This window comes from Zhaonella formicivorans, from assembly GCF_004353525.1.
Classification (GTDB): Bacteria; Bacillota; DUOV01; order DUOV01; family Zhaonellaceae; genus Zhaonella; species Zhaonella formicivorans.
Genome location: NZ_CP085524.1, coordinates 1,334,380 through 1,359,315 on the forward strand (window position 1 = coordinate 1,334,380; position 24,936 = coordinate 1,359,315).

The window sequence follows — 24,936 nt, forward strand, 5'->3', positions numbered from 1 at the left end:
TTTGGTAAACACTAGTATTTTTATCGTGCGTAAATCCTTTTATGCAGTTGCTACTTTTATGCAGTTGCTACAATGGTAACATTTTGCGCTGCTGCGCGGTATAGACAGCGATCTGGTTATAGCCAATTTTTTTAAGTAAACTTGCTATTTCAGCGCCATACCTCCCTACATGACTCGCTTCATGGGCATCTGAGCTTATTGTCACCGGGATATTTAGTTCAAAGCATCGAGCAATTATTCTTTCCTCCGGATAAACTTCTGCAACCGGTTTGTGCAAACCTGCGCTGTTTATTTCCACTGTCAAATCACTCTGCTTGATGGCCCTTAGTACCGGCTCGACCCAGCCCATAATATCCTGCTTTGGTCTGAAATTAAAAATTTTAATTAAATCCAAATGTCCAACTATTTGAAACAACCCCGATTGAGCAGCCTTGGTTAAAGTTTCAAAGTAGACCCTGTGCAACTCATCTACATCCCAATCTTGATAGCGGTGAATGTAATCGGGAACATCAAAGGGCCAGTCAGCAATATTATGGACAGACCCGATCACATAGTCGAATTGATACTGTCCAAGTAATTGTCTTAGTTTCAGCTCTTTTTCTGGAAAATAGTCCACTTCCAACCCAATGCGCACTTGCAGTTCGGGGTAATAGGAGTTTAACTGATTTTTAATATCAAAGTTGATACGCTCCAGATAGCGATCATGGTCTGAAAAACCTATTACTCCAATCCCTTTTTCCCTGGCTTTCGTTAAAAAAGCAATAAGGTGCTCCAACTCATAACTACCACTGCCATGGGCAACGGGGTGAGTGTGCAAATCAACGAGCATGTACTTTACCCCTTCCCGCTAATCATCATCGATGAGCGATTATAATTATCAGTTCTACGCTCGCATGAAAAATCCTTCTTGTTTCGACTTTTTTTAAAAAATTTTTTGATGTATTTTGTATTCACCTTGAGATACTGTAAGAGCCTTGCTTTCACATGTTTTTGACTTCCTCATACAATTGCAAAGGCTGTTTAAAAATGATATTTAAACAGCCCAGCTTGTAGACAAAGCCAGCATGTATTATTTCGCTCTGGACAAGCTCCTACGCCGTTGACCTTCAGCTCCGCTGCCGACGGCTGGGGAAACCAGTCCCGCTCCATAATACATGCTGGCTGATAATAGTTTGTCGACGGTCTGGGCTGTTTAAAAATGATAATTAAACAGCCTTAGTGTTAGTAGTACTCTTCTTTAATATTCGTTGGGCATCTGATTTAGCTGGGCCAAAGTAAACACTGGTCCGTCCAGGCAAACATAGCAACTCCCGATGTTGCATCGACCGCATTTGCCAATGCCGCACTTCATCCGCATTTCCAAAGTAGTTATAATCTGTTCCGGCGTATAACCCATTTTCGCCAGACTCTGCAGCACGAATTTGATCATAATGGGCGGACCGCAGGTGATGGCCACTTTGCCTTCCGGCGATGGATTGATTTGCTCCAGAAAAGCGGGAACAAAACCTACGTTGCCGGACCAATTTTCATCCCCTTTGTCTACAGTAACGTCAACCTGCATATCCATCACTTTGGGCCAGTTCTCAAAAAGATCATCTTTAAAACAAAGATCCTGCGGGGAACGGGCCCCATAGATCACATGCAGTTTGCCGAAGTCCTGGCGGTTGGCAATACAGTAGTTGATGAGAGACCTTACAGGCGCTAAGCCAATGCCGCCGCCAATAAACAATAGATCCTTCCCTTTGCATATTTCAATAGGAAAACCGTTACCGTAAGGGCCCCTAATGCCTATCTGCTGGCCTACCGCAGCTTCATGGAGGGCCTCAGTCAACATGCCCACTTTCTTGATGGCAAATTCCAGATGGTTTTCTCCTTGGGAGGTGATGGAAAACATTGCTTCACCGATGGGGAGCATGGAAACCATGGCCAGTTGGCCCGGCAGGGGGGTAAAAGGTTTTCCGTTTTCGGTTGTCACATGAAAAGTTTTGACGTCGGGCGTCTCTTCTACAATTTTAATGATTTTTCCCACAACCGGGATTAAAGGGTTCATAACTGTCCCCTGCTCAGCTAATGCTTGGTTAGGCATCCAGGCTCACCTCCCCTATTTGCTTGATAATCCGCGTAATGTCCACATTGACCGGACACTTGACAACGCAGCGTCCACAGCCGACGCAGCCCCACTTCCCGTACCTCTCAGGAATATACTGCAGCTTGTGCAGGAAACGCTGTCTGACCCGCTCCTTCTTGCTGGGTCTTGGATTGTGACCGCCGGCCATTAAAGTATACTCCTGATACATGCAGGAATCCCAGCAGCGAAACTTGACACCGCTCTCCCCTCTCGTTTTCCCTTGAATGTCAAAACAGTGGCAAGTAGGGCAAAGATAAGTGCATGTCCCACAGTTCAGGCACTTTTTGCAGATTTCATTCCACAGGCTGTGCTCAAACATCTTCTGCAGCTTAGCAGTCAAGCCTTCAACCTGCAAAACCATGGTACATTCCGCCGTAGGCTGCGTCACGCCGGCCAAATCTTCCAATTGCGCAGAGTTTTCTTCCAGGAACTTCTTGCCTTTGTCTGATTTTGCTTCAAAAACCAATGCCTCGCCGGCATCCCATGCCATTACATCCGCCAATTCGGTCCCGGAAGGATCTACTCCCAGGGAACTGCAAAAACAAGTTGGTTCCGGTTTACGGCAACCTAAAGCAATTACCAGTGTATTTTCCCTCTTGTTTTTATAGAACAGGTCTTCATAACCTTTGGTTAAAAACACGTCATCCAACACTGCTAAGCTCTGTACATCACAGGGTCTGGCCCCAAAAAGCACTCTGGGCTCACAGGCCGCAGCAATTTCCTCCACCGCAGCTTCTTGTTTATGAGCTTTATAGCAATACATGTGCTCTGTCTGCGGGAAGAACAGCTCTTTCGGGGGAACAACCGTATTCCGCTCCAGAGCTAACTGTACGCCTGCCTGATATGCAGTAAAGCGCGTAGTACCTTCCACCTCAGCAGGAACAAAAAGCTGATAGCCGGAACTGATTTTCTCCAAAAAGTTGTTGAGATTGTTCTTTTTTACGCCAAGCATTACCTCACCCCCTACATAAACTCTTCCGGGTCTTCAGCTTTGTAAAGACCAAGAGGAGGTAATGTCTCGGTATCAAGTCCGGCCTCATATTCACCGAACAGCTCTACAATGTCTTTAGCAATTTTACGGTTCAATTTCATGATCGGAACTCCCATGGGGCAAACCCGCTCACATTCACCGCATTCTATGCATCTGCCCGCCACGTGAAAGGCCCTGATAATGCCATAGACTTGGTTGCCTGTAGGAGTTACATCCCTCTCCAGCCATGTTTGGCCCTGATCGAAACAGCAAACTGTACAGTTGCAAGCCGGACAAACATTGCGGCAGGCATAGCACCGGATGCAGCGAGAGTATTGCTTGGTCCAAAATTCGTATTTCTCATCAGGCGTCATCTTTTCAATTTCTTCCACTCCGGCAAAACGCTCCACTTCTGCTGTTACCGCAACCTCATCCAGTGCCACCTTTTCCCCCAGCAGCATGTCATATACTACCGGGTTATGATGGGTGCAGTAAGTGCATTTTTCTTCCAGCGGCACTTCAGAGGCTTTTTCCTGTCCAAGCAGGGGAGCCTTCTTTGCGCTCTTCATTCCCGGGCACGGCAAACCAATCAGGAAGAGATTTTCCCTTTTGACCTGTTTATCCTGTACCAGCCTGTTGACTCCCCTGGAGTCGCATCCCTTGACAAAGATCCCTATTTTCCCTTGGGGATAACGGTCATCCAGCAAATAAGAAGCAAGGTTTGCCGCGCAGTATTCATCCCAAACTAGTTTATCTGCCTCTTCGGGCTTGGAAATAAACACGGGAGTGGAATTATACCAAAAAGTTCCTTTTTCCCAGCCAATAATGTACTGCACTTCACCCTTCTCCAGCAGCTCCTTGGCCAGTTTACGCATCTGTTCGGTTATTGCAAACATTTAAGCATCCCTCAACTTCCTGTTCGGCCCAAGGGCCTTGATATCTTCAGCCAGTTGGGCTACTATCTGCGCAAATTTGGCCGCTTCCGAGCCGGAAACCCACCTGGCCTGGAATCTTTGGGGATCTATGCCCATGTATTCTAAGACCCGCTGCATAATAAGATAGCGGCGCCTGGTAAAATAATTGCCACTAACATAGTGACAGTCACCAGGGTGTCAGCCGGCCACTAGTACAGCATCTGCCCCTCTTTGAAAAGCTCTTAAAACAAATTGGGGATTAACCCGCCCGGAGCAGGGAACCCTGACCATTCTGACGTTGGGAGGATACTGGAGGCGGTTCAGCCCGGCCAGATCAGCCCCCGCATAGGCACACCAGTGGCAGGAAAAAGCTACGATTTTAGGCTCCCATGCCTTCTCTTGGCCTTGTTCTACAGACATACTGCATCCACCTCCGCGAGAATCTGATCATCGGTAAATCCTTTGACGTTGATAGCGCTGGCCCGGCAAGCCACATTACAAGCGCCGCAGCCCTGGCATAATCCGCTGTTTACGCTGGCTACTTTCCGCTCTACCTGGCGCCCGTGCACCCGTTCCGTTATAGTTACCAACTCGATTGCTTTGTACGGACAAACAGGTACGCACATGCCGCAGCCGGAGCAGATTGCGGGATCGACGCTGGCGATCATGGGGTCGGTAGCCATCTCTTCCTTGGAGAAAAGGCTGCAGACCTTCACAGCTGCCGCACTGGCCTGAGCCACAGTGTCAGGTATATCCTTGGGCCCCTGGCAGGCTCCTGCCACAAAGACACCGGCAGTGTGGGTTTCCACGGGGCGCAGCTTGGGATGGGCTTCCTGGAAGAATCCATCCTGGTCGGTAGAAATGCCCACAATTTTAGCTATTTCTTTCGCGCCTTTGCTTGGTACCATAGCCGTGGCCAAAACAACCAAATCTGCTTCCACTTCCACCGGCTGGCCCAGTAAAGTGTCCTCGCCTTTGACAATTAGTTTATCTCCCTGTTGATAAACCTTGGATACCCTGCCCCTAATGTAAAGGGCTCCTTCATGGACAGAGCGCTGGTAAAACTCCTCATATGCCTTACCCGGCGTACGGATGTCCATGTAAAATACAATTGCGTTTGAATCAGGTATTTTTTCAAGCACCTGGTGAGCATGTTTAGCTGTATACATGCAACAAGCTCTGGAGCAGTAAGACTTGCCCTTGGCCTCATCCCTGGATCCAACACATTTAATAAAGACTACCGTTTTCGGCTCTTTACCATCGGAAGGGCGAACAATTTTGCCGCCGGTGTAACCGGAAGCATTGTTCATCCGTTCAAACTGCAGACCTGTGATTACATCTGGGTATTTGCCGTACCCATATTCTCCGTAAACTTCCTGCCATGCAAACAGGTCATAACCGGTAGCCATAATGATAGCACCAAATTTTTCAGTGAGTACTTGGTCCTGCTGTTCATAATCAATCGCCCCTGCAGGGCAGACCTTTTGGCAAACGCCGCATTTGCCCTTGGTAAAAAGACGGCAGTTCGGTTTGTCTAACACCGGTATATTAGGAACTGCTTGGGGGAACGGTGTAAAAATAGCTTTACGGTTAGCCAGCCCTTCTTCAAACTCGCTGACAGCTTTGCCCGGACATTTTTCCTGGCAAATGCCACAGCCCGTACACTTGCTTTCATCCACCATCCGTGCTTTTTTCCTGATTGTAACTTCAAAGTTGCCTACATAGCCGTTGACCGCTTCCACTTCGGAATAAGTCATCAGTTTAATGTTAGGGTGCTGCGCCGCAGCAACCATTTTAGGTGTGCTAATTCAGGCGGAGCAGTCCAGAGTTGGGAATGTTTTATCCAACTGGACCATCTTCCCTCCAATAGTTGGCTCCCTGTCCAACAGTACCACTTCGTAGCCCGCATCAGCCACATCAAGGGCCGCCTGCATGCCTGCAATGCCGGCCCCAATCACCAAAACCCTCCTGGTGATGGGAATCGTTGAAATGCTTAGAGGCTGATTCCGGCGGACTTTAGCCACTGCCATTCTAACCAGGTCGTGTGCTTTGGCTGTCGCCTTTTCCCGGTCTTTATGTACCCAAGCGCACTGTTCCCGAATATTGGCAATCTCTACCAAAAAAGGATTGCCTCCCACAGTGCTGAACGCTTTCCTGAAAGTAGGTTCATGCAGTCTGGGAGTGCAGCAGGCTACAACACAGCGGTCTAATTTATGTTCCACGGTTGCTTTTTTTAGCAAATCCTGACCTGGCTCAGAGCACATGTAGGTATAGTCTGTGCTAAACACAACGTCCTGCAGTTCCCCGGCAACCCCTGCTACTTTTTTCACATCAACAGTTGCCGCAATATTGGTGCCGCAGTGACAAACAAAAACACCTACCCGTTTCATGCTTCTTCCCTCCTTGCCGATGGATGTCTGAGTATCTCTTTACTGTCTAAGAGTGGCATCGGATTGACAAAATGCTTATTTAGTCCCAGATCTTTTGGAGCATACCCGAATGCCAACCCCATCAGCTCTGTGAAATAAAATACGGGCAAATTGTAACCGGCACTGTATTTCTTTTTAATTTCAGACTGGCGCATGTCCAAATTAAGGAAACAAAGCGGACAGGCCACAGCGAAACAATCTGCGCCGTTTTCCGCTGCATTGCGGAAAATATTATGCAGCATGGGTGCAGCCGCTTCAGGCAGAGCAGTAGTATGTCCGGCCCCGCAGCATTCCACCTTAAAGGACCATTCCACCGGAGTGCCGCCCAAGGCTTCGATAATTCTGTCCATGCTCATTGGATTTTCCGCATCGTCAAACTGAGCTATCTCAGGTGGTCTTACCAGCAAGCAGCCATAATAGGCGGCCACTTTGAGACCGCTTAACGGTTTAACTACCTTTTCGGCGATGGTCTCAATGCCAACTGCATTGGCCATCACGTCCAACAGGTTGCGAGTATGGTTGGTGGCATTATAGGTCATTTCAATCAGTTCATTAATTGTTTGCTTCATGTCGGGCGATTGCCTGACCGCCATTTCGGCCGCTTTCATCCTGCTGAAACAAGCAGCGCAAGGTACAGCCACATCCAGGCCTTCCTTTTCCGCAATCGCCAAGTTTCTGGCGGGCAGGGCAAGTCCCAAAAGATGATTGGTGCTATGGGCTGCCGAAGCGCCGCAGCAGTTCCAGTCTGGGATTTCCCAAAGTTCCAAACCCAAGTGCTTGGCCACCGCTTTGGCGGAAATATTGTATTCTATCCCCGTGGCATTAAGAGAACAGCCAGGGTAGTAAGCCATCCTCACAGGCGTTCACCCCCCATTGCTTTGGCCTTGGCAAAGATCTTTTGCACAGCCTGCTGCCCTTGAATCTTATGAGGAAAAGGACTGATTTTCCTGTTGGCCAAAAGAGTTGGCGCCAGCATTGCATCTTTGAAAAGCTGGCCCGATTTCAAGTTATAAAAAGCTATCATCCCCATTTCATGGACTCGGCCATACTTCTGGACAGAATCCAAGAACAAATCACTAAAGAGGTCAACAGTTTTCTCCTTGATAATTCCCCTCTTTTTGGCTTCTATGCGCAACGCCTCCATTAAACGCGGCAGATCTACTTCCTTGGGACAACGTGCGAAACATGTGGCGCAATGGGCGCAAACCCAGATGGATTTCGCATGCAGCACCTTGTCAACTTGACCAAGCTGCAGCATGCGAAGTATTTGGTGGGGATTATAATCCATTGCGCTCACCAGCGGGCAGCCTGCTGAGCACTTTCCGCACTGATAGCAATCCCTGATGTCCACCTGGCTGGCCTTTTTAAGGTTAGCAACAAATTGCCGGCTTTGGGACAGCGCAGTGGAAAGCTCCAACCGTTCCATTTAATCACCTCTTTAAAATATTATAACAGCTGGCATGAATGCCTTTTCTAACAGCTCCTTTTCCATATAACTCATATAACAAAATTAAATTCGGTTAAAATCGCCTAAATTCCTGCCTGTTCTAGTATAAAATTTCACAAAATTTAATCTATATTTTTAGTTAATGGTACTAAATTAATTATAACTTAACAACAGGAAAAAATGAGCAATCATAAGTTGCTTAAAATGAGGGAACACTCATAAGGAGCTTTAGTAAGGAGGTAAAAGAAATGTCAAAAACGGTTGTCGCTGTATTCTCATCACGGGGCAGGGCAGAACAAGCAGTTAGTTCTTTACGGGAAGCAGGGTTTAACAAAGAAATATCCATCGCAGCCAAAGGCGAAGATCACAAGGGAGGCAGGGGCAATACCGACTACTTCGGCGCAACCATGGCTGCTGATGCAGGAGACGGGTTATCCGACGGAGTTGCTGCAGGAGGACTACTTGGGGGATTAGCAGGTTTGGCCGTTGGAGCAGGAGCCTTAGTTGTCCCCGGTATTGGACCCCTAATTGCCGCCGGCCCCATAGCCGGGATGCTCTCTGGTGCAGCAACCGGTGGAATCGCCGGTGGGTTGGTTGACTGGGGCATACCTGAAGCCGAAGGAAGGCAGTACGAAGAAGACGTAAAACAAGGTCGCATCCTGGTATCGGTACAGGCAAGCGATAACAAAGCCGATGAAGCTGCCAGCATCTTAAAAAGCCAAGGAGCTGATCGAGTGAAGACCCATTAATGGGTCTTCACTCGAGTCATTAGTCATTAATAGCTGAAGGCTGACGGCTGATGGCTGATGGCTGATAGCTGACGGCTGATGGCTATAGCCGATAGCTGATGGCTGACAGCTAAATGATTCGCTCTGCGTGACTGTACACATTCATCCTCATCCCGCGGACAAAGCCTACCAAAGTTAAACCCAACTCCTTAGCATAATACACCGCTAAATCAGAAGGCGCTGAACGGGAAGCAAGTACCGGAACGCCAATTTTAGCCACTTTGAGCACTATCTCCGAAGACAACCTGCCACTTGTTAGGAGCAGCTTATCAGCGATGTCCACCCCATCCAACCTGCAGCGACCTACTATCTTGTCGACTGCATTATGCCGACCGATATCCTCCCTGAAAACCAGCGGCATTTCAGGTGTGCACAGCGCCGCGCTGTGCACGCATCCGGTCATCCGGTATAGTTCGGAATGCTGCTGCATTTCTTTCATCAGTTCAAGCAAATTCCTGGCGGGGATTTTCACCTCCGAGCCAATTTTTTTGTTGCGTATGTCGCCGAAATGATAAAAAGAAGTTCCTTTTCCACATCCGGTGGTTATAAACCTCTTTAAAAAAGTCTGTCCCATCAGCTTGTTTTCCGTGCCGGTGACAAAGGCCAGGCCTTTCTCCCGGTCAATGCTGACCTGAGCCTCTCCGGCCAAGAGCCCTTCGGAAATCAAGAAACCAACTGCTAGTTCCTCCAGGTGCTGCGGGGTGCAGAGCAAGGTCACAATTTCCTTGTCATTTAGGTAAATAGTTAAGGGTTGCTCGGAAATTAACACATCTTCCTCTTCTTGCCGATGATCACCTTTCATCCTGATAATCTTTGTGGACTTATAGACCATGATTCCTCCTGTTTTATTGGTAGTAGTGTAGTTCACCCCTACTATTACGACAGAAAAGGTCTTATTCCCTGCAAGCCATGCTAAACTGTGGCTTTTTTTCCTTTACGCTTTGGTGACTTGGGTTTGCGGGCGGCTTCGGTGGCTTTGACACTTGCTTTTAAAGCCTCCATTAAATCAACAATCTTAGCCGCGGTTTCCGTCCGCTGCACTTCTTCAATCTGGTTGTCGTTGATTTTAGCTTCAATCAATTCAGTGAGCGCTTTGCGGTAATCACTGGTATATTTGGCAGGATCAAATTTAGCTGTTAAGTTGTCTATTAAACTTTTAGCCATTTTTAATTCATTTTCGTGAATAGCTACTTCCAATCCCTGTAGTTCAGGAATAACTGCCGGGTTCCTTACCTCATCAGGATAAAACATGGTCTCCAGCAGGAGGCAATTCTGGTATACTCTCAGCGTGGCCAGATTTTCCTTGGTACGCAAAAAAACTTTGGCAATGGCGATTTTGCCTGTTTCCTCTAGTGCTTGGTATAACAGTTTATATGCTTTCGTGCCAAAATCACCGGGTGCCAAAAAATAAGCTTTCATAAAATAAATGGGATCAATTTCTTGCAAGTTGACGAAATCCAGGATTTGAATGGACTTAATGCTATCCAGCGGGAGCTTTTCAAAATCTTCATCTTTTAAAATTACATACCTGCCTTTTTCGTATTCGTAACCGCGCACAATTTCTTCCGAATTCAACTCTCTTTCGCAGGTGGGGCAAAATTTCTGATAGCGGATTGGGGTTTTACATTCATCATGTAAATAGTTGAATTTGATCTCTTTGCTTTCCGTAGCCGTAAATAGTTTTACCGGTATGGTTACAAGGCCGAAGGAAATGGCTCCTTTCCACATGCTGCGCATTGTGTTCACCTCAAAACTAGTATTTCAGGAGACTGTTAAAATAATGTATGTCGAATGGCAGCAACTGCCTTTATGAAAATTTCTTTTCAGGCCATACTAAAAATAGTGTACAGTTAAAAAAGGAGGTTTTGGCTTTGGCCAAACTGATGTCCGATGCCTTGAAGTGGGAATTAGCCAAAGAGCTTGGTGTAGACCAGATCGTTGCAACAGAAGGATGGGGTGGCGTTCCTTCCAGGGAATGCGGTAACCTGGTCAGAAAAGCTATCGAGCTGGCAGAACGTAGCATGGTCAATTCTCCTGCAGGTAAATTCTAACTGTACACTGAAGAAGGCCTGGGAAAACCAGGCCTTCAGTTTGTAAACAAAGCCCGCATGTATTATTCCGCTCTGGACAAGCTCCTACGCCGTTGACCTTCAGCTCCGCTGCCGACGGCTGGGCGAAACAAGTCCCGCTCCATAATACATGCGGGCTAATAAGAGTTTGTCGACGGTCTGCAGACCTGGGTAAACCAGGCCTTTTCAATGTTACTCTTTTTTCATTTTGTGTACCATGGCCATTAGCTCTGCAGACATCTTTGCTAGCTTGCCAGCAGCATTCGCTCCTTCATGAAACACCGAGGCCAATTCCTGGGTCGATGCTGCCACCGATTGGGCGCCTGCAGCCGATTTTTCCGAAACCAGGGCAATATTACCTACAGCACTGACAGCCTGCTTTCCACCCACTGCCATTTGCTGGCTGGCAGCGGAAACTTCCTCGATCTGTCTGTTTACTTTTTTCACCACTTCAAAAATTTCAGCAAAGGAATTACCTGCTTCACCAACTGCTTTGATGCCGTTTTTAACCTCAGATGTACCATGCTCCATGGAACGAACGGCCTGCTCGGTTTCGTGCTGCACCAGCTTAATCATTTCCGTAATTTGCTTAGCTGCCGCTGCCGACTGTTCGGCTAATTTTCGCACTTCCTCGGCCACAACGGCAAAGCCCCTACCCTGCTCTCCGGCTCTGGCCGCTTCAATTGCCGCATTTAAAGCCAGCAAATTTGTTTGCTCCGCAATATTGGTTATGGAATCCAGAATAAGCCCGATTTCCCTCGATCTTTCCCCCAACCGGGTCACTATGTGCGCCGAGGCATTTACTGCCTGGCTGATGGTTTCCATCTGGGTGACAGCCGTATCGATAGCATGGCTGCCCCGCTCAGAAAGGTTAGCAGCCTGCTTCGACGCCTCGGACACTTCTCCGGCACTGATAGCCACTTGCTCCACCCCTTGCGACATCTGTTGAAATATTGTGGACGTGTCCCGGACGGTGGCGTTCTGGTTCTCAGCGTCAGCGGCTACGCTTTGAATGGTTGTAGCAATGCTGTCGGTAGCTGTTGTTACCTCTCCTATAATTTCATTTAAATTCGTAGCCACGGCTGCAATTTCTAAGGCAACCTCTTCCATTTTGCGAACGTAATCTGTGAATTTTTGTACCATGCCGTTAAAAGTGCGGCAGAGCACATTCAATTCACAGCTGGTATTGCTGGAAACTTCCACTGTCAAGTTGCCCTCTTCAACTTCTTTCATGGCGTCCATCACGCGCTGCATGGGACCTAAAATCAAGCGGGCCATAATGTAGCCCACAAAAATAGAAAAGAGGGTTCCCCCCGTCCCGGCTATCAATACATTGCGCTGAAAACTTTGGAAAAGCCGTGTATAATCGCCTTGTGTTGCCGCCAATTGCAAAAGCTTGCTTACCGTTGGAAATGTGTAGCCGATAGTTGCTGCCCAAATTACCACCGTAACTATGGAAAAGGTAAGCATCATTTTGGTTTTTAAGCTCATACTTCCTCCCCCAGGTACCTATTTGCGCAGGTTATGCAGTCTTTGCACAGGACTGTCAATAGCAATTATCCGCACTCCGAAATTTTCGTTAACTACAACCACCTCCCCATGGGCGATTAAAGTCCCATTAACCAGGATTTCCACCGGTTCGTCAGCCAGTTTTTCCAATTCCACAATGCTTCCCGGAATAAGGTTTAACACCTCTTTAATGGGCTTTTTGGTTCTGCCTAAGATTACTGAGATATTTAAAGGCACATCAAGGATAAGCTCAATATTTTTAGGAGCATCTCCGGAAACTGCCCCAATTTTCTCATTCTGTTGCGGTTGCGGACTAAGGTAAGAGTTAACATCAGACAACAAATTGTTAATCTCATCCTGGGATAAAATTTGCGTGCTCTCTGATTCTGCCTTAAGGGCAGGGGCCGAAGTTTCCGTGAAATCCGAGGTGGAGGTGGAAGAGCTTGTCCCCAGTAAAATGCCTGTTTCCTCTTTTGCTACCGGAACAGGCAGAATTTGCATAATCTCACTGTTAATCAGTGTTCCGATTTCCATTTTAAAAGACACTACTACAATCTTTTCATTGATATCCCAGGGAAAATTTATTGAGTCCTGCTGAAAATTAACTGCCGTAATATGTGGGGGAGAGATTACAACTGATTTTTGAAAAATTGTGCTCATGGAAGTAGCAGCAGAACCCATCATCTGGTTCATAGCTTCACCTACAGCGCTAGCGTGCAATTCCGTTAATTCCAAATTGGGGTTAGTCCCGTCGCCGCCCATCATTAAATCGGCAATAATTGCAGCATCACTTACTTTAATAACTAACAGGTTGCTGCCGGTTAAGCCTTCGGTAAAATTTACTTCAATCAGCATATAGGGGACTTCAAAGGTATTGAGCAACTCCTCCGGGGTTGTAACAGCAATTTGCGGCGTCGTGATGGTAACCCGTTGGTTGAGCAACTGGGATAAGGCCGTGGCAGCTGAACCCATGGAAATATTTCCAATTTCACCGAGAGCATCTCTTTCCAGATCGTTTAGTACCTGAATTTCCGGGTTGGGGACTGCCGGTTCCTCATTTAACAACCCGGGTGAATTGAGCAATGCATCTATTTCTTCTTGGGATAAAAAATTATTCAATTAGCTTGTGCCCCCTTTACCTGCAAAAGCTGTTACCTGTACTGCCAATTTATTTCCTACAACACCGGGCTGAACCTTAAATTTTGGCCGGTCTTCCACCAGTAAAACCATATCCTCCCCAACTAAATTATCCAGGGTGATGACATCACCTACTTGCAACTGCAAAAATTCCCTGACAGTGATATTTGTTGCACCGCAAAGAGCCGTAAGACTCACCGGCACACCCCCCAGCTGCTGGCGGATCTTTTGCCGGTATGTTTCCGCTTCTATGCCGCCAATATTGGCAAACCAATGCCTGGAGGTTAGCTTGGGAAGCACAGGCTCCAAAAGCATAAAAGGCAGACAGAGATTGATTAAGCCCTGATGCTTGTTGACTGTTGTGGACAAAGTCACTACCACTACCGTCTCATTGGGGGAAATGATCTGGTTTAACTGAGGATTTGTCTCCAGGGACTGAATGGTAGTTTTTAGCTCAAAAAGATCGGACCACACATATTCAACGTTTTCCAAAATCTTTTTATATAAGTTTTTCAATACATTGATTTCAATTTCGGTCAATTCCCTGATTTTCCTGGGCATTAGGCCAGGCCCCCCAAACAGGAGGTCAATAATGGGGAAGATAAAGCCTGAATTAGTTTCCAGAACAGCAGAACCCGGCAGCGGTTCCATATTAAATACAGTTAATAAAGTTGGCGTTGGTACTGATAAGACAAAGTCTTCATAGGTTAGCTGATCAACTGAAGCAATCTTGATTTGAATGTTTGTTCTGAGGTAACCCGACAAAAAATTAGAAACCAGACGGCCAAAATTATCGTAGATCAAATACAATGTCCGCACCTGGTCTTTGGAAAATTTGTTGGGGCGCCGAAAATCATAATTTTTGATCTTGTCCGTATCAATATCCTGCTTTAAATCTTCCGGGGATAATTCCCCTGAAGTCAAAGCGCTTAAAAGCAGATCTATCTCCGACTGGGATAAAATTTCGTCCATTAAGCTTCACCACCTATCTCCTGCAGCTGCCAGGATTACAAGCAGGAAAGGATAGTTTCAGGAAACTATCCTAATGCTTTTTCAATTGCTTGAATGACCCTCTCCTGTTGGAACGGCTTAACAATAAAATCTCTTGCACCCGCTTGAATTGCTTCCATTACCATCATTTGTTGCCCCATGGCGCTGCACATGATCACTTTGGCACCACTGTCCAGCTTTTTAATCTCTCTCACCGCGGCAATACCGTCCATTTCCGGCATGGTGATGTCCATGGTTACCAAATCTGGTTTCAACTCTTTGTAAAGCTGAACAGCTTTTTGCCCGTTTTCCGCTTCTCCAACCACTTCATAGCCGTGCTTTGTCAGGATATCTTTAATCATCATGCGCATAAAAGCTGCGTCATCTACTACAAGAATTCTTCTTGCCACTTTTACCTACCTCCATCAAACTCAAGTCCTAAAGACTTAAAAATTATCTCCAAAGAACCTATTTCAGGCACCAAGAAAAAATGGCCGTTGATTTTTATTTCATTTTGGTAAAACTGTGTTTCAATAATCAGCGCCTGGTCATCAAAATACCCGCTTTCCAGGAATGCAGCGCTTAAAACCGCCCCTAACATATCAAAAGCAAAACCAGGTACTGACGGGTTAAAAGTCAACTTCGTCACTTCTGAAAGGGCGGTTAAAAAAGAACCTGTTAAAATATTGCCGATCTCCTGCAGCGTTGATTGGCCCATGGCAGTCAACTCCTGGGTTGTTCCCAGGGGACTGTCAAAAAGCATATCTATTAAAGCAAAGGCGCTTTCTTCGGTAAGCAAAAACATAATCTGGCTTTTTGCCTCGCCGGCTACGGCAAAATTGATACAGGCTACCTTGTCCTCTTCCTGTCCAACTAAGTTAAAAATCTGATTAAAGGGCAAAACACCAGCCCGGGGCACTGCCATCTCAACCCGCCGGTTAAGCAGCTTGGCTAAAGCGGTAGCTGCATTTCCAACCCCGATATTGCTGATTTCCTGCAAAACATCCAGGTGGAAACCTGTTAACTCCTCGCCCTTACTCATCGGGATCCTCCTTTTCGACATTTGTTAAGGCTTCTGGTAAAACCACGGGGAGATTTTTTCATAACCGAACTCCCGGTATTTCAGCATGTTTTCTGTAGCTCCGATAAATAACACCCCACCAGGGCCCAGGGCATGGTAAAAATTAACATATAATTTTTCCTGCATTTCCGCTGTAAAATAAATAGTCACATTGCGGCAGATAATCAGGTCATAGTCGGTATCGTATTTATCCACTAAAAGGTCGTGGTATTTAAACGCCACTTTCCTTTTAACTCGGTCAATCAGCCTGTACTGTTCCCCCTCTTTTTGAAAGTATTTGCCTAGCCTCTCGGGGGATACATTCTTCAGCAGGCGGGAGTCATATTTACCCTCCCTTGCCACTTCCAGTATTTTTCTGTCAATATCTGTGGCATCGATCTTATGCAGCCCTGTCGGTGCCAGTTCATCCAGAATAATAGCCACAGAATAGGGTTCACAGCCGTTGGAACAAGCCGCACTCCAAATTTTCAGCCTTGGTTTTTTCCGCAGTAAAGCAGGAAGCACTTGCTGCTCCAGCACCGCGAAAATCTCCGGATTACGAAAAAACTCGGAAACATTAATGGTTACCTTATCGAAGAAACGATTAAGCTGTTCTGCATCCTTGACTAAAGTTTGAAAATATAAGCCATAATCGTTTAACTGCAAAGTCTGCATTAAACTATCTATTCGACGCTTAAGTTGTTTCTCCTTGTAACCGTCTAAGTTTAAACCAAATTGCTTGTAAATCTTGCTTTTAAACTCATTAAATTCCATGGCATACCTCCAAATTAAAGCCTACAATAAACGCAGCGGACTGCCAATGGACCTGATGGAGACATTACCTGTGGCTGTGTCCAGGATCATTGTGCGGCCATAATTTCCTCCCGTATCTTCAGCAATAAGTTTAATCCCCAATTTGCCCAAGATATCTTTTGCCATTTCGACATTGCGCCGGCCAATATTTAAAGTACTGGCAGACTTATCAGCAAAATTAAACATCTGGGCCCCTCCTGCCATTTTTGCCTGTAAAGAAAAACGTTTGGCCCCAAGTTTCAATATTTCCTCCAGCAAGAGCGGAATGCCCAGGTCCGCGAACTTGGCCGGGTTGGACCTGTTTTGAAACTGGGAACTGTCGGGCAGCATGATATGGACTAACCCCCCAATCTTTGAGGCCGGATCGTACAACGTAACACCCACGCAGGAACCTAGACCCAGAGTGATGATCTGTTCGGGAGACCTGGCAGTTTTATAGTCTGCTATTCCGACCTTTATTTCTGTTATATTAGGTAGCATGATTTTTCCTCCATCAGCCGGGTGGACTTTGCCACACGAAAGTACTACTTTCTCAGATTATTAGCCATACCCCACATTTCATCAGCAACCTGCACTGAGCGGGAATTGAACTGATATGCCCTTTGGGCTATTATCATTTGGGTCATTTCTTCCACCAAGTTTACATTAGAGCCTTCCAGCATCCCTTGTTGAAAAGTGCCCATACCTGACTGTCCGGGAACTTCTTCCCAGGCCGCACCGCTTTCCTCAGTGCTAACAAACAGGTTTTGCCCAATAGGCATTAAGCCCCCTGGATTATTAAACCGGTATAGAGGCAGCACCCCTATTTCTTCCCTGGTTCCGTCTTCCAAAGTTGCAGTAATTGAGCCGTTTGGTGCAATGACCAGTTTTTTTGCCCCCGCCGGAACCATTACCTGAGCCGACAGCCTGAAACCGGAAGAATGTACCAACGTTCCTTCACCGTCGACCTGGAGATTCCCGTCTCGGGTGTAAGCCAGCTGGCCGTTGGGAAGTTCCACTTCCATAAATCCATTCCCCCGGATGGCCACATCCAGTTCCCTGCCGGTGGAAATTATGGGGCCCTGTGTAAAAAGGCCAGACACCGCTGTGAGTTTTACACCGGAACCGCTTAGGGCAGGACCGGAACTGCTCTCTCTTACCGGCTGACCTGTCGTGCCAATCCTTTGATACAGCAAATCAGTAAATGCAGCCTTTTGCTTTTTATACGCAGTAGTGTTGACGTTAGCCAGGTTATTGGCCACTATGTCCATTTTCGCCGCATGGGCAGCCATACCGCTGGCCCCGTTCCATAAAGACCTGAGCATTGAATACCACCTACCTTAAACTGCCGATTTCGTTTGCACTTTTTGCCAGCAGCTCATCGTGGGCCTGGATCACTTTTTGATTTGCCTCATATGTGCGCAGTGCTGCCAGCATATTTACCATTTCATTGACCAGGTTGAGATTAGGCTTTTCCAGAAAGCCTTGTTTAACTGCTGTTTCCCCCGGCTCCAGCGCCCTGGGCAAAGCCCCTTCAGGAGCCGAATAGAGATCATGGCCCATTTTTTGCAGTCCTTGCTTATCTGGGAAGCCGGTAATGAGCAAATGATCGACATAAACCCCGTCGACCGTCAGGGAACCGTCAGCAGCGACAGTGAAAGAACTTCCCTGCACCAGGATTGGGCCATTCAAACCAAGTACATAATCACCCTGCGCCGTTACCAGGTAGCCCTGGCCGTCTAAACGGAAAGAACCATTTCTGGTGTATCTCAAACCTTGGGCTGTTTCTATTGTAAAAAAGCCTTCGCCGTTAATGGCCAAATCATAAGAGTTGCCTGTTTCCTCCAAGTTCCCTTCAGCCCAGTCAATAATTTGTTCATCCAGCATGGCCCCATTGTTTAACGGGCCTACCGGCGTTGTCCCTGCCGCGCTGCCTTTAATGGCATCTATCCTCTTAAGCAGTACTTGGGGAAAAGAACTCACAGCCAGTTCGGTTTTTTTATACCCAGGCGTGTTCATATTTGCCAGGTTGTTGGTGATATTGTCTTGTTTCAGTTCTTGCACCAGCATTCCGGTAGCAGCAGTATAAAGGCCACGGATCATTTCTTTCCCTCCTACTGATGGGCCAGCTGCCGGATAACTTCCTCAGCGGGAGTATCTGCCTGGAAGTTATATGTACCGGCCCGCAATTTTTTTTCTAACTTCAGCTCATAAACCCGGGCTAAAAAAGCCCCGGCATCGGTAATTATCCTTTTTTCCTTCAGAAGCTGAGCCATTTCCTCCGGGGAAGTGCCGGGAACTATTTCAACTGCAATGGTTTGGGCCTCAGGTTTAGTAGGAACCTCTTTTTCACTTTCCATAGCCTGCTGACCCGGACCGTTTTTTTCCTCCGGCTGAGCCTTTTCTTCACCGGGGAAAACCAACACTTCCTCCCGGTATACCATCCCCAGTTCCCTGGCCATGCGTTCTATTTCTGTTTTGTCCGGCTGGGAACTCTTAAATAAGGTAGGTAGGATTAGCAATGAAGCTATAATCAGTCCAAGGCCCAAGCCAAATAAAAACTGGTTATATTTAGCCGGCACTTTTAACGCCGTAAATTTAAAATTAATTCTATCTCACCCTTTCCCTTGCCGAATTCCTGGGCTAATTCCGTAATTCCCTTACCCTGCCGGTAAGCCTGGTAAATCTGCTCATTTATAGTTAGCGGAGGGGAGACTTCCGGAGCCGCTCCCACTTCCTGCCAGATGCGGGCAAAATCTGCGCCCTGGGCCCCTGCCTTGCTTAAATCCTGCCCTAGGTTTTCCTTTAAATCCTTTACGCTCTCAGCCAAAAGTTCCAGCTTTGCTTCGATACTCTGCAGGTATTCCAGACAGGCTGAACTTTCATCGCTTTGAGTTGTTTTTGGCGCTTCGCTTATATGATGCAGCCCTTCCCGCCACTCCTTCCATACCGTCTTGCCGGTTAGAGCGGTGAGTATTATGCCAATTGCCAGCAGTAAATAAATCACCCGGTTTTCACTCCAAACTCTTTTAGTTCCTCCCGCAGCCGGGATAATGCCCGGGCGTGGAGCTGACATACCCTTGATTCGGATACATCCAGCACTTTCCCTATTTCTTTCAATGTTAATTCTTCGTAATAGTACAGACTCAAAAGCAGGCGGTCTTTTTCCCCCAGCCGCTCGATAGCTTGTACTAAAGCAGCCTTCAGTTCCTGCTCTTCCAGAATGCTCTCCGGATTGGGGCTTTTTTCATCAATAACTGTATCGCCTAGGGTCAGACCGCCTTCTTCCGTAGCCAAAAGGAAGTTCTCCAAGGACTCAACAGCCACGGAATTAACCTCTATAAGCAGCTGTTCTAATTCTTCCTGGCTGATACCCAGCTCTTTGGCAATAAGCACGTCAGGTACCTCTCCACCCAACTCTTGCTCCAATTTCTGCACCACCCGGTTATATTCCTTAACCTGCTCCCAGGTTGAACGCGGCGCCCAACTGGCTTTGCGCACCGCATCCAACACAGCCCCCCTAATTCTAGGGGTGGCATAGGTTTCAAATTTAATTCCCCGTTCCGGGTCGTATTTGGCCATGGCTTCCAGCAAGCCGAAAATTCCGTAACTAAGCAAATCTTCGCTGTCCAAGTAGGGTGGCAGTTTTACTTGCAGCCGGCCTACAATGTATTTAACCAAGGGCAAATAATCTTCGGCCTTCATTTTTCACCTCTCCAGCCAGCGTTGCTTTCGCATTTTTTCAAAAATATAACAGATTAAAACGTCCCTGTCCCGCTCAGCAATCTTTTCGAAATGAACGCCTGCATAATGTTTAGGCTGAAACTCCCCGGCAGGCAAAAACCTCTTCACCCTGCCTACAGCGTAAATTGGCTGGTGCTCATAGCCCGGAAGGACTATTTTTAAGTAAAGCAGCTTGTTTACCGGCAGCTCTTCCTCCAAGGCCAGTTGCACTCCCCCGCCGCTGATATCCACGGTAAAAGCCCTTTTGCTTGGGTTAAGCATATGGAGATTCTCCAATTCTTCAACTTCTAGCATTTTGTAACAGACTTCCAACACGGTTTTCAACCGCACGTATTCCCTTAGCTGGATACGCTGCACCTCGGCAGGTTTCGCCAAATAATAGAGCGGAATTGGCTCCTTTTTCCGCCCCAAAACCCTGGTGGAAAAAAGAAACTGCTCTTTTTCACCGGTAATTTTTACTGTAATTGTTTCTCCGGGGCGCAAAACCAAAGCTTGCCCCCGGTAAGAAGGAACATCCACAGCAAAACTATCCTGTCCCACTTCCTGGATCATGCTTTTGTAGGTAACAGGGTCATTTTCCCTGACTAATTCAACTTTTCTTTTAACGACTAAGAACTGATGCCGTTGCAAAATCCCACTTCCTAACTAAAAAGCCGTATTAACCGGTTTAAGAAACCGGTGGTGCCCTTGGGAGGACGATAATTTCCCTCCAACAGGTTAGTAGCCAGCTGACGCAAACTTCCGGCTGCTGCCGAATCAGGGAAACGCAACAAAAACGGTTCTTGTTTTCTGACTGCTTTGCCTACAGCTTTATCATCAAAAATGTAGCCCAGCGGCAAGACCTTGATCTGCAAAAACTTTTGCACCACCGTTACCATTTTGCCTATAGTTTGCTGCGCTTCCTGAGCACTTGCCACCCGATTTACCACCAGATGCACCTCGGAATGCAGTTTAAACTTGGACATAATCTTAATAACCCCGTAGGCATCGGTAAGGGAAGTGGGCTCAGGCGTAAGAACGATAATTACCTCGTCAGCGGCGCTGATAAAACCCAAAACGTTACGGGAAATTCCCGCACCTGTATCCACTAACAGAAAATCAGTGTCCTGCTCCAGTTCCTTCAGACTCTGCACTAATCGCTCCCGCTGGTAATAGTCCAAGTTAGCCAGGTCCTGAATACCCGACCCTCCGGGTACAATCCTTACCCCGGCAGGTCCCGTGACAATTATTTCCGAAATCGTCTTTGTTCCCTGCAGCACATCATACAGATTGTATTTGGGAACTACTCCTACCAGCACATCAACGTTTGCCAGGCCCAAATCAGCATCAAAAATAACTACCCGCTGACCCATTTCGACCAGGGCAATGGCTAAGTTAACCACCAAATTTGTCTTTCCCACTCCCCCTTTGCCGCTGGCCACGGCGATGATTCTGGGAGCGTGATGTGCGCTGTCCTCCTTGCCGTATTTAACCAGTTCCCTTAATTTAGCCGCTTGATCTTGCATTACCCCACCGCCTTAAGAATCAATTTGACCAGTTTTTGCGGGTCGCAAGCTTCGATATCATCGGGGACATTCTGCCCGGTTGTCACATAGGCCACCGGTTTAGAGGTGGCGCTGGCCAAATTGAGTATAGAACCAAGGGATGTTGTTTCATCGGCTTTGGTAAAAATCAGCTTGGTATAATTTAAAAGCTTGAAATCATCGGCAATCTTAAGAAGATCCCTGTTTTTGGTAGTACAGCTCATTACCAGAAAAACCTCCGCCGGGTGTAACACAGTTAAAAAGGATTGCAATTCAGCCAGCATCCGCTTATTCCGTGATGAGCGCCCTGCTGTATCAACCAGAATAAAATCTTTATCTTGGTGCCGCTCCACAGCCTGGCTTAGCTCCTCAGGGGTGAGCACTGCCTCTACGGGGACATTCAGGATTTCCCCGTAAGTTTTTAACTGTTCCACAGCACCGATGCGGTAAGTATCGATTGTAAGCAGGGCAATTTTCTTTTGTTCAAACAGAGCCAAATTAGCCGCCAGCTTGGCTAGGGTAGTGGTCTTACCTACCCCGGTAGGACCCACGAAAACGAAAATCCTGCTGCTCAAGCTTTGGTTTGGGGCAGATTCAAAAATCCGGGCCATCCGCTCCTGCACAGTCTCCTTAAACAGCTCTTCGTTTTCCCGAGCAGCCAGCCCAGCGCTTTCTGCAATTCCCTTGAGCAGTTGGTTAGTCACCTCGTGGCTGACTTCAAGCTCCTGCAAAACTTGCTGCCATTTCAGCAAGAGCTTGGAATCGGGAGGCTCCTGCTCCTTGTGAAGGGAGTTTTCCGCATATTTTTTCAGCAACGCTTTCAGTTCCGCCACTTCCCGGATTAAACCCGACTCCCCTTGGGCTGCCTCTTTTTTAGACGCATTATGTTCGACGGCAGCTGTTACTTCCAATTTTTTGGGGCCTAAGATTCCCAGCCATCCGCCTTCTTTAACCCACCGGCTGGAAATAATCACGGCTTCCGGACCCAAATCACGCTTAATAATTTCCATTGCTTCCGGCATAGTATTCACCAGGTAGCGTTTAATCATCAATCGAACATCACCGTCCCTGCAGAGTCTACGTCTAAGTCCGGAGTCAGTTCATTTAACGACAGCACAACTAAATTGGGCATAAAACGTTCAGTGAGTCTCCTAAAAGGCAATCGGATTCTTGTGGAGCAAAGTACTATAGGCTGCATCCCAGCCATGGCTAACTGTTCAGCTATGGAACCCAAGCGCTCAAAAATCTTGCCGGTCAGGTCAGGATTCAAGACAGGATATTGCCCGGTCTGGGTTTGTTGGACCGAATCCAATATAGTCTGTTCCAGTTTGGGATGCAGAGTAATAACTGTCATTTTACCTTCCGGGGCATAAATCCTGCTAATAGTCCTTTTTAAAGCCTGCCGCACTACCTCCGTCAGATAGTCTGTATCTTTAGTCATGCGGGCATGGTCCGCCAGCACTTCCAAAATAGTAGCCAGGTTGCGGATGGGAATCCTTTCAGCCAGCAAGTTCTGCAAGATTTTTTGCACTTCCCCGTAAGTCATCAATTCGGGAATCAATTCTTCCACCACAGCAGGGTTGGATTCCTTCACCGTCTCAACCATTTCTTTCACCTCTTGCCTGCCAAGAAGTTCGGCGGCGTGGGCTTTAATAAATTCGGTGAGGTGGGTGATGAGGACCGTGCTACAGTCAACAACAGTAAAACCCTGCAGTTCCGCCTGCTCTTTCCGCTCCGGTGTTATCCACCAAGCCGGCAAACCAAAAGTAGGCTCTTTGGTAGCAATTCCTGCTATTTCTTCCCCGCTGTCCGCCGGATTCATTGCCAGGTAATAATTGGGCAGTACCTCGCCGGAGGCTGCTTCCACACCTTTAAGCTTAAAAACATAACCGTTGGCACCAAGCTGCAGGTTGTCTCTAATCCTGATGGGCCGCACAAAAACTCCCAGCTCGGCTGCACACTGCCTGCGTACCGCCGCCAGGCGGTCCAACAAATCGCCCCCTTGCTCCTCGTCGGTCAAGGGTATGAGATTATACCCTATTTCTATTTCCAAAGGATCAACCTGAAAAAGATTTAATACATTCTCCGGCTGCCTGATTCTTTCCTTCTCTTGCACCCTGGCCTCTTCAGCCACAGCTTTTTGTTTTTCTTCCTGAATCAGCACATAGGCTACGTAAGCAGTTGCAGCACCCAGGATTAGAAAGGGCAAATTGGGCAGCCCCGGTACCAGACCTAACAGCAGCAGGATACCGGCAGCCAAGGCTATAACCTTGGGAAAAGCGGCTAGCTGGGCGGAGAGGTCCTTGCCAAAGCTCTCGCCTGAGGCCGAACGGGTAACCAGAATACCTGTTGCCGTGGAAACCAAAAGCGCCGGCAGCTGGCTTACCAGGCCGTCCCCTACCGTAAGCTTGGTATAAGTCTCCAGGGCTTCGCTAAAAGGCATTTTCAGTTGCCAAACCCCTATAACAAAACCGCCAAGGATATTTATTAAAGTAATGATGATGCCAGCAATGGCATCACCCTTCACAAACTTGCTGGCACCGTCCATGGCGCCGAAAAAGTCTGCTTCCCGCTGTAGCTGCCTCCTGCGCTCCTTGGCTTCGGCATCGGTAATTAAACCGCCGTTTAAATCGGCATCAATGCTCATCTGCTTGCCAGGCATTGCATCCAAAGTAAACCTGGCCGCCACTTCGGCCACCCGGCCAGCCCCGTTTGTAATGACCACAAACTGGATAACCGTAATGATGATGAAAACTACCAGCCCTACCACATAATTGCCGCTTACCACGAAGTTTCCGAAGGCTTCAATAACTTTACCGGCCGTAGCCTGACCCAGGATCAGCCTGGTGGATGATATATTTAAGGAAAGCCTTAGCAACGTGGTAACCAGGAGCAACGTAGGAAAAACCGAAAACTGCAAAGGCTCCGTGGTAAACATGGTTGTCAACAGGATTACCAGACTGAAAGTCAGGCTGAAACTGAGCAGCAAATCCAGCACAGTGGGGTGCAGCGGAATAACGATAATGACAATAATTCCAATGACCATTGCTGCTATGAGCAAATCGCTGTAGCCAGAAAGGCGCTTCATGGAACTAAGCATCCCGGTACCTGTTCTGAATACCCCGCTACTCATTTGTGCCAACTGTTCTCACCTCTTTTGTCTGAACTAACTAGTCATGCTATCCTGAAAATGTAACCCTTGTGTCCGCTGCTCGGGATGACTTCGCCAAGAGCGCTAAGTGTCTGCTTAGAGTTTGACTTCCAGCGGCACGCGCTGACGCGGCGTCCATGCCGCTCCAGCGCTCTCGCAGCGTCCATGCTGCTCGACCGCTTACAGTCAAACTCTTCACAGAGCGCTCTATGGCTCGTCAACATGAGCAGCTACGCCACAATGGGTTACAATTTTTCATTTTTCTGATGATACTTCAACAGCAGC

28 protein-coding genes are annotated in these 24,936 nt (G+C 47.5%); 2 read left to right on the forward strand and 26 right to left on the reverse strand.

What is annotated here, in order from left to right; all coding sequences use genetic code 11:
- Window positions 1-67 precede the first annotated feature (67 nt).
- The 8 genes from EYS13_RS06675 to EYS13_RS06715 form a co-directional block, all read right to left on the reverse strand.
- Window positions 68-829, reverse strand: a complete 762-nt coding sequence (locus EYS13_RS06675) for a histidinol-phosphatase HisJ family protein (RefSeq protein ID WP_227767166.1) — start codon at window positions 827-829, stop codon at window positions 68-70.
- A gap of 408 nt (window positions 830-1,237) precedes the next feature.
- Window positions 1,238-2,086 (reverse strand): FAD/NAD(P)-binding protein, encoded by an 849-nt coding sequence (locus EYS13_RS06680; protein WP_227767168.1) that lies wholly within the window; start codon window positions 2,084-2,086, stop codon window positions 1,238-1,240.
- Window positions 2,079-3,080 carry a 4Fe-4S dicluster domain-containing protein gene (locus EYS13_RS06685; protein WP_227767170.1) on the reverse strand — a complete coding sequence of 334 codons (1,002 nt, stop codon included), beginning with the start codon at window positions 3,078-3,080 and terminating at the stop codon, window positions 2,079-2,081. Before EYS13_RS06685 ends, EYS13_RS06680 begins: the two co-directional genes overlap by 8 nt.
- An 11-nt stretch (window positions 3,081-3,091) precedes the next feature.
- A complete protein-coding gene (locus EYS13_RS06690; protein ID WP_227767172.1) occupies window positions 3,092-3,994 on the reverse strand; it encodes a 4Fe-4S binding protein in 903 nt (300 codons plus the stop codon).
- Window positions 3,995-4,432 carry a hydrogenase iron-sulfur subunit gene (locus tag EYS13_RS06695; protein ID WP_227767174.1) on the reverse strand — a complete coding sequence of 146 codons (438 nt, stop codon included), beginning with the start codon at window positions 4,430-4,432 and terminating at the stop codon, window positions 3,995-3,997. It abuts the gene before it with no gap.
- The gene (locus EYS13_RS06700; protein ID WP_265332427.1) at window positions 4,423-6,402 is read right to left on the reverse strand and encodes a CoB--CoM heterodisulfide reductase iron-sulfur subunit A family protein; all 1,980 of its coding nucleotides are present in this window, start codon (window positions 6,400-6,402) and stop codon (window positions 4,423-4,425) included. The genes EYS13_RS06695 and EYS13_RS06700 overlap by 10 nt, the downstream gene beginning before the upstream one ends.
- On the reverse strand, window positions 6,399-7,292 hold the full coding sequence (locus EYS13_RS06710; RefSeq protein WP_227767824.1) for a CoB--CoM heterodisulfide reductase iron-sulfur subunit B family protein: 894 nt from the start codon (window positions 7,290-7,292) through the stop codon (window positions 6,399-6,401). The genes EYS13_RS06700 and EYS13_RS06710 overlap by 4 nt, the downstream gene beginning before the upstream one ends.
- A 2-nt stretch (window positions 7,293-7,294) precedes the next feature.
- Window positions 7,295-7,867 carry a 4Fe-4S dicluster domain-containing protein gene (locus tag EYS13_RS06715; protein ID WP_227767180.1) on the reverse strand — a complete coding sequence of 191 codons (573 nt, stop codon included), beginning with the start codon at window positions 7,865-7,867 and terminating at the stop codon, window positions 7,295-7,297.
- Between the two features lie 269 nt (window positions 7,868-8,136).
- Here EYS13_RS06715 and EYS13_RS06720 point away from each other — a divergent pair, with 269 nt between their 5' ends.
- The gene (locus tag EYS13_RS06720; protein ID WP_227767182.1) at window positions 8,137-8,637 is read left to right on the forward strand and encodes a DUF1269 domain-containing protein; all 501 of its coding nucleotides are present in this window, start codon (window positions 8,137-8,139) and stop codon (window positions 8,635-8,637) included.
- 109 nt (window positions 8,638-8,746) lie between these two features.
- On the opposite strand, the gene fdhD is transcribed toward EYS13_RS06720, so the two are convergent.
- Both fdhD and ku read right to left on the reverse strand, forming a co-directional pair.
- Window positions 8,747-9,508 (reverse strand): formate dehydrogenase accessory sulfurtransferase FdhD, encoded by a 762-nt coding sequence (gene fdhD / locus EYS13_RS06725; protein ID WP_227767185.1) that lies wholly within the window; start codon window positions 9,506-9,508, stop codon window positions 8,747-8,749.
- An 80-nt stretch (window positions 9,509-9,588) separates the two neighbouring features.
- Window positions 9,589-10,413, reverse strand: a complete 825-nt coding sequence (gene ku / locus EYS13_RS06730) for a non-homologous end joining protein Ku (RefSeq protein ID WP_227767187.1) — start codon at window positions 10,411-10,413, stop codon at window positions 9,589-9,591.
- A 134-nt stretch (window positions 10,414-10,547) separates the two neighbouring features.
- Here ku and EYS13_RS06735 point away from each other — a divergent pair, with 134 nt between their 5' ends.
- On the forward strand, window positions 10,548-10,727 hold the full coding sequence (locus tag EYS13_RS06735) for a small, acid-soluble spore protein, alpha/beta type (protein WP_277998263.1): 180 nt from the start codon (window positions 10,548-10,550) through the stop codon (window positions 10,725-10,727).
- 210 nt (window positions 10,728-10,937) lie between these two features.
- Here EYS13_RS06735 and EYS13_RS06740 read toward each other — a convergent pair whose 3' ends face one another.
- The 16 genes from EYS13_RS06740 to flhA form a co-directional block, all read right to left on the reverse strand.
- Complete coding sequence (locus EYS13_RS06740) at window positions 10,938-12,236, reverse strand: methyl-accepting chemotaxis protein (RefSeq protein ID WP_227767189.1); 1,299 nt, start codon at window positions 12,234-12,236, stop codon at window positions 10,938-10,940.
- An 18-nt stretch (window positions 12,237-12,254) separates the two neighbouring features.
- The gene (gene fliY / locus EYS13_RS06745) at window positions 12,255-13,373 is read right to left on the reverse strand and encodes a flagellar motor switch phosphatase FliY (RefSeq protein WP_227767191.1); all 1,119 of its coding nucleotides are present in this window, start codon (window positions 13,371-13,373) and stop codon (window positions 12,255-12,257) included.
- The gene (fliM, locus tag EYS13_RS06750; protein ID WP_227767192.1) at window positions 13,374-14,363 is read right to left on the reverse strand and encodes a flagellar motor switch protein FliM; all 990 of its coding nucleotides are present in this window, start codon (window positions 14,361-14,363) and stop codon (window positions 13,374-13,376) included.
- Between the two features lie 65 nt (window positions 14,364-14,428).
- Window positions 14,429-14,791, reverse strand: a complete 363-nt coding sequence (locus tag EYS13_RS06755; protein WP_227767194.1) for a response regulator — start codon at window positions 14,789-14,791, stop codon at window positions 14,429-14,431.
- Between the two features lie 2 nt (window positions 14,792-14,793).
- Complete coding sequence (locus EYS13_RS06760) at window positions 14,794-15,423, reverse strand: chemotaxis protein CheC (RefSeq protein WP_227767196.1); 630 nt, start codon at window positions 15,421-15,423, stop codon at window positions 14,794-14,796.
- 24 nt (window positions 15,424-15,447) lie between these two features.
- Window positions 15,448-16,215, reverse strand: a complete 768-nt coding sequence (locus EYS13_RS06765) for a CheR family methyltransferase (RefSeq protein ID WP_227767199.1) — start codon at window positions 16,213-16,215, stop codon at window positions 15,448-15,450.
- A gap of 21 nt (window positions 16,216-16,236) precedes the next feature.
- A complete protein-coding gene (locus EYS13_RS06770; RefSeq protein ID WP_227767201.1) occupies window positions 16,237-16,734 on the reverse strand; it encodes a chemotaxis protein CheD in 498 nt (165 codons plus the stop codon).
- 44 nt (window positions 16,735-16,778) lie between these two features.
- Window positions 16,779-17,558, reverse strand: coding sequence for a flagellar basal-body rod protein FlgG (gene flgG / locus EYS13_RS06775; protein ID WP_227767202.1), 780 nt, complete (start codon window positions 17,556-17,558; stop codon window positions 16,779-16,781).
- Window positions 17,559-17,568: 10 nt separating this feature from the next.
- A complete protein-coding gene (gene flgF, locus EYS13_RS06780; protein ID WP_227767205.1) occupies window positions 17,569-18,336 on the reverse strand; it encodes a flagellar basal-body rod protein FlgF in 768 nt (255 codons plus the stop codon).
- Window positions 18,337-18,347: 11 nt separating this feature from the next.
- A complete protein-coding gene (locus EYS13_RS06785) occupies window positions 18,348-18,815 on the reverse strand; it encodes a hypothetical protein (protein WP_227767206.1) in 468 nt (155 codons plus the stop codon).
- 2 nt (window positions 18,816-18,817) lie between these two features.
- Window positions 18,818-19,240, reverse strand: coding sequence for a DUF6115 domain-containing protein (locus EYS13_RS06790; protein WP_227767208.1), 423 nt, complete (start codon window positions 19,238-19,240; stop codon window positions 18,818-18,820).
- Window positions 19,237-19,938 carry a FliA/WhiG family RNA polymerase sigma factor gene (locus tag EYS13_RS06795; protein ID WP_227767210.1) on the reverse strand — a complete coding sequence of 234 codons (702 nt, stop codon included), beginning with the start codon at window positions 19,936-19,938 and terminating at the stop codon, window positions 19,237-19,239. Before EYS13_RS06795 ends, EYS13_RS06790 begins: the two co-directional genes overlap by 4 nt.
- Before the next feature lie 3 nt (window positions 19,939-19,941).
- On the reverse strand, window positions 19,942-20,607 hold the full coding sequence (locus tag EYS13_RS06800) for a flagellar brake protein (protein ID WP_227767212.1): 666 nt from the start codon (window positions 20,605-20,607) through the stop codon (window positions 19,942-19,944).
- Between the two features lie 11 nt (window positions 20,608-20,618).
- Complete coding sequence (locus EYS13_RS06805) at window positions 20,619-21,482, reverse strand: MinD/ParA family protein (RefSeq protein WP_227767214.1); 864 nt, start codon at window positions 21,480-21,482, stop codon at window positions 20,619-20,621.
- Entirely contained in the window at window positions 21,482-22,549 is a 1,068-nt protein-coding gene (gene flhF, locus EYS13_RS06810; RefSeq protein ID WP_227767828.1) for a flagellar biosynthesis GTPase FlhF, read from the reverse strand. Before flhF ends, EYS13_RS06805 begins: the two co-directional genes overlap by 1 nt.
- A complete protein-coding gene (gene flhA / locus EYS13_RS06815; RefSeq protein ID WP_277998275.1) occupies window positions 22,549-24,633 on the reverse strand; it encodes a flagellar biosynthesis protein FlhA in 2,085 nt (694 codons plus the stop codon). The genes flhF and flhA overlap by 1 nt, the downstream gene beginning before the upstream one ends.
- Window positions 24,634-24,936: the final 303 nt, after the last annotated feature.